Raw genomic sequence first — 6,808 nt, 5'->3', positions numbered from 1 at the left:
TGCAGCCAACACTAAATTGACGGAATCCCGTGCGATCGCCCCCTAGTGTATGCAGCCAACACTAAATTGACGGAATCCCGTGCGCTCGCGCCTCCAGTGTATGCAGCCAACACTAAATTGACGGAATCCCGTGAGCTCGCGCCTCCAGTGTATGCAGCCAACACTAAATTGACGGAATCCCGTGCGCTCGCGCCTCCAGTGTATGCAGCCAACACTAAATTGACGGAATCCCGTGCGCTCGCGCCTCCAGTGTATGCAGCCAACACTAAATTGACGGAATCCCGTGCGATCGCCCCCTAGTGTATGCAGCCAACACTAAATTGACGGAATCCCGTGCGATCGCCCCCTAGTGTATGCAGCCAACACTAAATTGACGAAAGGTCATGCGAGCCGGAAGGGGGGAGTAAACGGACGCCGTCTGGCGTTTTTCTTATGACTCCTTCCATAAGTGCCTGGTTCGAACGAATTTTATGGTAAAGTAGAGACAATACTGGAATTATAAAAGGAAAGTCCATTTTTTCTCTCTGCCGAGCCGGTTCGAACATATACTATTAGAAGAGCGGAAGAAAGCCAGCCTTGAAGGACAGGTGATAATACTTATGAAACGAAGATATTATCCGAAAATTCATGAGCAAGTATTCCGAAATGTATCTGAACAGAATATGACGCTGGATGAGGTATTTCAGCGAATTCAGCGCTTTATGGGGAGCAATCCGATAGCGGCTTATCAACTTGTCATCGGGACGGACGCCCAGGTGCATGCCGGGCATACGAAGTTCATTACGTCCGTTGTTATCATGCGACGAGGGCAGGGGGCCTGGTTTTGCTATCGGCAGATTATACTGCCGCGGGAGATCGAGTCACTTCAGGAGAAGCTAAGTCTGGAGACGACATATAGTCAGGAGATCGCGACCTACTTTAATGATGACAAGCGGTCGCTTCTGGAGGATATCGTGATGCCCCATGTGTATAAGGGGGCGGAACTGCAGCTGTTCGTCGATATTGACGCGGGTACTGATCCGAAGCGCAATCAGACAGCGGCTTTCGTAGCGGATATGGTAGGCCGAATTGAAGCAATGGGACTGTCGGCGAGAGTGAAGCCGGAGGCGATCGTCGCTTCTTCCGTTTCCAACCGGTACACCAAGACTCCTTATCGCGGACGACAAGCGGCGGCAGCCAAATAACAGGGCGGCTTTCTGCATGCGTAACCGCGAGCGTATCATATGCAGCATTCTTGTGAAGATATACGGAGCGAGCAGCTCTTTCTTTTTTTATACTGAAAGTGATTTCGATCACAGTTTAAAAAGGAGAGCTGACAAGTATGTTGAATGAGCAAGAAGTAAAGTTCTATGAGGAAAATGGATATTATTTATACAAGAAGCCCCTGTTCGGCGCAGATAAAATGAAAGAGCTGACGGGCATATTCGAAGAGCACTTGGCGCAGAAGGGCAGCAAGCTGTCCGATGAGCTGGACACGCCTCACTTTGATGATGAAAGACTGTTGAAATTTCTGTTAAGCGACGAGGTGCTGGATGTGGTGGAGCCGATCATCGGGCCCAATATCGGTCTATGGTCCAGCCACTTTATATGCAAAGATCCGCTACAGGGCCGGGCGACGCCGTGGCATGAAGATTCGGCCTATTGGAAAGGGCGTATCAGCTCCTATGACAAAATCGTAACCGTATGGCTGGCGCTGGATCGCAGCTGGGAAGAGAACGGCTGTATGCGTGTTATTCCGGGGACGCATAACGGCGGCTTCTCGGAATATGAAGAAGTGGATGCGAGCGCGAATTTATTTTCTACCCGTGTGAAAGGGTTGGACGACGATGAGCGGGCCGTCTACTTCGAGCTGGAGCCGGGCGAATGCTCATTGCACGACTCCAGAATAATTCACGGCGCGAAAGCCAATACGAGTCCATACAGACGTTGTGGTTACACGATGCGCTACTTCTCTACAGAGGCGCGAATCATCCCGGAGAGGAATGCAACGCACAAGGTGTGGCTTGCGCGGGGCAAGGACATTGCCGGCAATCCTTTCGTGAATGTATAATGATTGCATTGCGCTGATGCGATTATGAAAGGCAGTGCTTGTCGATGCGATACGATCCGCCTAACCGGTTGACCAATCAACAATATAAGATGCTCTCCACCCCTTTTCGCTTATTCGTGCCGACGATTACAAGCACCGTCGAGGTGCATTGGCATGAGTTTTTCGAGCTGGCATTCGTCGTGGATGGGAGTGGGGAGCATGTATTCAACGGAGTGCCTTTCGAGCTGAAGAGAGGCGCTCTGTTTTTGCTGACGCCTGCCGATTTCCATGAGCTTATTATACCGGAGGGCGGAAGCTGCAAGCATTATAACCTTATCTTTTCCGATAAAGCGATACGGGAGGAAATGCGCAAGCTGCTTTTTAACGGCTTGCAGGGCAGATTATGCTTTGTGCAGGAAGATAGAGTGGCAGCTCTGACGGATATGTTCGAGCTCATTCGCGCTGAGCTGGATAGGGGCGGAGTCGGCTCATCGATTGTGGTGCAGGGAGCGTTCGAAAGGATATTGATCGAGCTGGTTCGCACAGCTTCCAAGCAAAGCTTCGGCACAGACGAGAGGCTTGCAGATGAAGGGAAGCAGCCTGATTCTCCCTTGTATGAGTCGATGCGCAAGGCAGTCACTTACATTCAGCTGCATTTTCGGTCGCGGCTGACATTGGACGAGGTTGCTGCTCAGGCCGGCTTGTCGCCGAATTATTTCAGCCAACGCTTCCGTAAGTTCACTGGCATGCCATTCCAGAATTATGTGCAGGATACCCGCCTGCAATTCGCAAGGTCACTGCTCAAAGTATCGGATTTGCCCATCACGGAAATTTGCCACGCCTCGGGTTTCAATACGCTGTCTCACTTCGAGCGCGTCTTCAAAGCCAAGTACGGCATCACGCCGAAGATATGCCGCGCAACTTCTTCTGGCAAACAGCTCGATAAAGAACCATTCCCTGATTAGTGGATGGTTCATCGGCGCGGCAGGTGCCATCCGCGCCTCGTTCGTGCTCCAGCCGATGCGACATGACTTGCGGCGTCCCAACCAGCTACTTTCCGTGCTCCAGCCGATGCGACATGACTTGCGGCGTCCCAACCAGCTATTTTCCGTGCTCCAGCCGATGTGGCATGCTCTACAGCTTTTCAACTAGCCAACTTTCCGCCATCCAGCTTCGATTATTTGATTGCCTATGGTTGACATAGTTGCTGAAAGTGTCCAGCTTGCGAATATGCCGCTTGCTTGGAGCGCACAATGATGGTATACGACGGTGCTTGATCGATTGTGGGTTATGGAATATGTTGCAATCAATTCGAATTCATCATATAATACATATGAACATATATTCATATATTGAATTGATGATCGTTAGTTCGATAGACAGATGCGATCACAACTGGAGGGATTGGCGATGAGGACATTCACAATGGAATGGTGGAAGCACATATGGAGGGGCACTCTGAGCAAGGAGAAGACAAATAACAAGCAGGATGCTTCCCGGGAACAAGACGTAAAGCATGGACATCGTCAAGGTCACGGCGATGGACAGAATGTCCATCATCATAGCCATGATGGTCACAGTAGCGGACATGGACATGACGGTCATCATCATATCCATCATCACGGGAATGGTCGTGGTGTCCATCATCATAGTCATGATCATGGACATAGCCACCACGGTCATCACCATCACGCCCCTAATAACAAGGCTGGACTCATCATTGCTCTAACGATTACATCCGGCATTATGATATTGGAATTTGTCGGAGGACTGGTGACGAACTCGCTTGCACTGCTGTCGGATTCCGGACATATGCTTAGCGATGCGGCGGCACTGGCACTTAGCTTGGTAGCGATGTGGTTTGCGGCAAGGCCGGCATCGCCTAATAAAACCTATGGATTTTACAGATTTGAGATATTGGCAGCGTTGTTGAACGGGGTTACTCTCTTTATCATTGCAGGCTTCATCATCGCTGAGGCGGTTAAACGATTCCAAGAGCCGCCAACAGTCGCAAGCGGATCTATGATGATTATCGCGAGTATCGGCTTGCTGGCTAATCTGGCAAGTGCATGGTTTCTGATGCGCAAGAGCGATGTCAAGGGCAATCTGAACGTGCGCAGCGCTTACTTGCATGTTCTCGGAGATGCGCTGGGCTCGGTAGGGGCGATTATCGCCGGACTGTTAATGATGCTGTTCTCGTGGTATATTGCCGATCCCATCATCAGCGTCGTAGTAGCCTTATTGATATTGAAAAGCGCATGGGGAGTTCTCAAATCAACGGTTCACATTCTAATGGAGGGCACACCGCCTACCGTGCAAGTAGAAGAGGTGAAAGCTGCACTGGAAAATATTGAAGGCGTTAAGGATGTGCACGATTTGCATGTGTGGACGATTACGTCCGGTCTGGATTCCCTGACATGCCATATGCTGATCGATGATGGGGCCGACAGCCAGTCAATCTTGCAACAAGCCGTAAAGCGGTTAGAGGAACGATTCAAGCTGCAGCATACGACGATTCAAGTAGAGAAGTCGCAGCTCCAGCATCCTGAGTTAAAGGTATAGTGAGCAGGTTGCGGCATGCAAGGTTGGGAGTAGGGCGTATGGAATGGATTGATTGTTCGAATAGGTACTTGAAATGAGTAGGAGGAGCGTACACTGAGTTCGAGGGAGAGTGTAAGGGATGAGGAATGGCGGCGGGAGTAGAGGGAAAGTGTGAGTAATGAGGAATGGCGGCGGGAGTAGAGGGAAAGTGTGAGTGATGAGGAATGCGAGCGGCGGGAGTAGAGGTATAGTGTGAGTAATGAGGAATGCGAGCGGCGGCGGGAGTAGAGGAATAGTGTGAGTGATGAGGAATGCGAGCGGCGGCGGGAGTTGAGGAATAGTGTGAGTAATGAGGAATGGCGGCGGGAGTAGAGGAATAGTATGAGTGATGAGGAATGCGAGCGGCGGGAGTAGAGGTATAGTGTGAGTAATGAGGAATGCGAGCGGCGGCGGGAGTAGAGGAATAGTGTGAGTGATGCTTATTGGGTAAGAAGACGGTGTGAGCTGTACGAATTTTTACACAAAATTAGATGAAGAGGGTAAGAAATCGATTATTTTGTGTGATTTTTCGTTCAAAATTAGACAAAGTGCGCGGATAAAAGAACGTTTTGTATGATTTTTCACACAATAATTGCTGCTGGAGCAAGCAAATAATCGATTTTGTGTGAAATTTCATATAATAATTGCCGATGAAGCAAGGAAATAGTCGATTTTGTGTGAAATTTCATACAAATCAGTTGCTGAACGTGTGCTCCACTGCAAAGGACCATACGTGTGCTCCATAATAAAGCACATACATGTGCCCCATTGAAAAGCAAATACGCATGTGCTCCATTGAAAAGCAATACGCATGTGCTTCAGTGTAAAGCAACAGGGTTGTAAATGTGTTCCAGTGTAAAGCAACAGGGTTGTAAATGTGCTTCAGTGTAAAGCAACAGGGTTGTAAATGTGCTCCAGTGTAAAGCAACAGGGTTGTAAATGTGTTCCAGTGTAAAGCAACAGGGTTGTAAATGTGCTTCAGTGTAAAGTATACAGCAGATGTAAATGTGTTGCAGTGGAATGTATTGCAATGGAAGGGGCTGCGGCAACCGCAGCCCCTAGATCGTCCGCTTAACGGGTAGCCGCGATCGACTTGGACTTATACAGCTGCATGGCCAGCAGGAAGCTGACGACACCCCATAACGCCATAATGCCCATGCCCATCCAGAATTCCCCGGATGCAATGCCGGTGCCGTATATGAGACCGTCGCGCATGCCTTCTACGAAGTAAGTGAGAGGCAGCAGCTTCGGCACGACCTGAAGCCACTCCGGCAATGATTCCATCGGGAAGAATACGCCGCTCAGGAACATCATCAGCATGCTGGCGATGTTGGCCACGCCCATGTAAGCTTCCATCGTCTTGCTGAACGAGGAGAACAGATAGCCCATCGCATTGAACACGAGAGCGCCAGCGAAGAAAGCGACAGCGAGGCTGAATACGTTAATATCCAGATGGGCCCCGAAGCCGAATACGCCGACAATCGCCAGTATGACGATCTGAATGATGCCGAGCATCAGCCGCACGAGCATGCCGGCCAGTCCGAACAAGCCCATGCTGGCAGGCGTCATGCGCAGACGCTTCAGCAGTCCCCGCTTCCGCATATCAACAAGGTCGACCATGCCGAACAATCCGCCCTGAGCAATGGCCAGACCGATCATCCCCGTCAGGAGGAAGTCCTTGTACGTAATGTCCTGCGAAGCCGAAGTGACGGAATCCATGCTGAGCGTGAAGATCGGCTGTGCGCCGACCGCAGCCATGTTGGCGCCTTGCACGAAGCGATCCAGAATGCCGGATATCGCTTGCGTCGTTACACTTTGCTCATCCTCCCGATTCACGATTAGCTGAATCTCGCCCCCGGCTTCGCTGGCAGGCAGTACAATCAGTGCATCGATCTCATCATTTTTCACCCATTCTTGCCCTTGCTCAAGATCGATGGGCTGCTCTTCCTTCCATTCCAATGCAGGAATATCCCCCAGAGCTTCCAGCAGCATGCCGGACGATGCGTTGGGTGCAGGGTCCACGGTCGCGATCGTAGCCTTGAAGCTGTCGTTGCCGCCGCCTCCGCCGAATATGATCATAAATAAGATCATCAATATAATCGGGAAGAATAAATTCCAGAACCACACCTGCTTCTCGCGGAACATCATCTTCAACTGGGCAGCGAACATGCTGGAAAATTGTTTTGTACCATTCATGAT

5 protein-coding genes are annotated in these 6,808 nt (G+C 50.4%); 4 read left to right on the top strand and 1 reads right to left on the bottom strand.

Going from position 1 to position 6,808, the window contains the following annotated elements:
* Nucleotides 1–599 precede the first annotated feature (599 nt).
* The 4 genes from M6D81_RS29960 to M6D81_RS29945 all read left to right on the top strand — a co-directional run bounded on the left by M6D81_RS29960 (nucleotide 600) and on the right by M6D81_RS29945 (nucleotide 4,591).
* Nucleotides 600–1,184, top strand: a complete 585-nt coding sequence (locus tag M6D81_RS29960; RefSeq protein WP_262681167.1) for a ribonuclease H-like YkuK family protein — start codon at nucleotides 600–602, stop codon at nucleotides 1,182–1,184.
* Nucleotides 1,185–1,321: 137 nt separating this feature from the next.
* Nucleotides 1,322–2,050 carry a phytanoyl-CoA dioxygenase family protein gene (locus M6D81_RS29955; protein ID WP_262681166.1) on the top strand — a complete coding sequence of 243 codons (729 nt, stop codon included), beginning with the start codon at nucleotides 1,322–1,324 and terminating at the stop codon, nucleotides 2,048–2,050.
* A 44-nt stretch (nucleotides 2,051–2,094) separates the two neighbouring features.
* Entirely contained in the window at nucleotides 2,095–2,994 is a 900-nt protein-coding gene (locus M6D81_RS29950) for an AraC family transcriptional regulator (protein WP_262681165.1), read from the top strand.
* Nucleotides 2,995–3,439: 445 nt separating this feature from the next.
* A complete protein-coding gene (locus M6D81_RS29945) occupies nucleotides 3,440–4,591 on the top strand; it encodes a cation diffusion facilitator family transporter (RefSeq protein WP_262681164.1) in 1,152 nt (383 codons plus the stop codon).
* Nucleotides 4,592–5,680: 1,089 nt separating this feature from the next.
* On the opposite strand, the gene M6D81_RS29940 is transcribed toward M6D81_RS29945, so the two are convergent.
* Nucleotides 5,681–6,805: an ABC transporter permease gene (locus M6D81_RS29940; RefSeq protein WP_262681162.1), complete on the bottom strand. Its 1,125-nt coding sequence runs from the start codon at nucleotides 6,803–6,805 to the stop codon at nucleotides 5,681–5,683.
* Nucleotides 6,806–6,808 lie beyond the last annotated feature (3 nt).

Source organism: Paenibacillus sp. J5C2022 (genome assembly GCF_025567625.1).
Taxonomy (GTDB): domain Bacteria; phylum Bacillota; class Bacilli; order Paenibacillales; family Paenibacillaceae; genus Pristimantibacillus.
The sequence above is the reverse complement of the archived record's forward strand: the minus strand, read 5'-3'. Positions and strand labels throughout refer to the sequence as shown.

Bases quoted from the DNA above. Each gene is read 5' to 3' on its own strand.
- M6D81_RS29955 (WP_262681166.1), top strand. From the start codon at position 1,322: ATGTTGAATGAGCAAGAAGTAAAGTTCTATGAGGAAAATGGATATTAT.
- M6D81_RS29945 (WP_262681164.1), top strand. From the start codon at position 3,440: ATGAGGACATTCACAATGGAATGGTGGAAGCACATATGGAGGGGCACT.
- M6D81_RS29960 (WP_262681167.1), top strand. From the start codon at position 600: ATGAAACGAAGATATTATCCGAAAATTCATGAGCAAGTATTCCGAAAT.
- M6D81_RS29940 (WP_262681162.1), bottom strand. From the start codon at position 6,805: ATGAATGGTACAAAACAATTTTCCAGCATGTTCGCTGCCCAGTTGAAG.
- M6D81_RS29950 (WP_262681165.1), top strand. From the start codon at position 2,095: ATGCGATACGATCCGCCTAACCGGTTGACCAATCAACAATATAAGATG.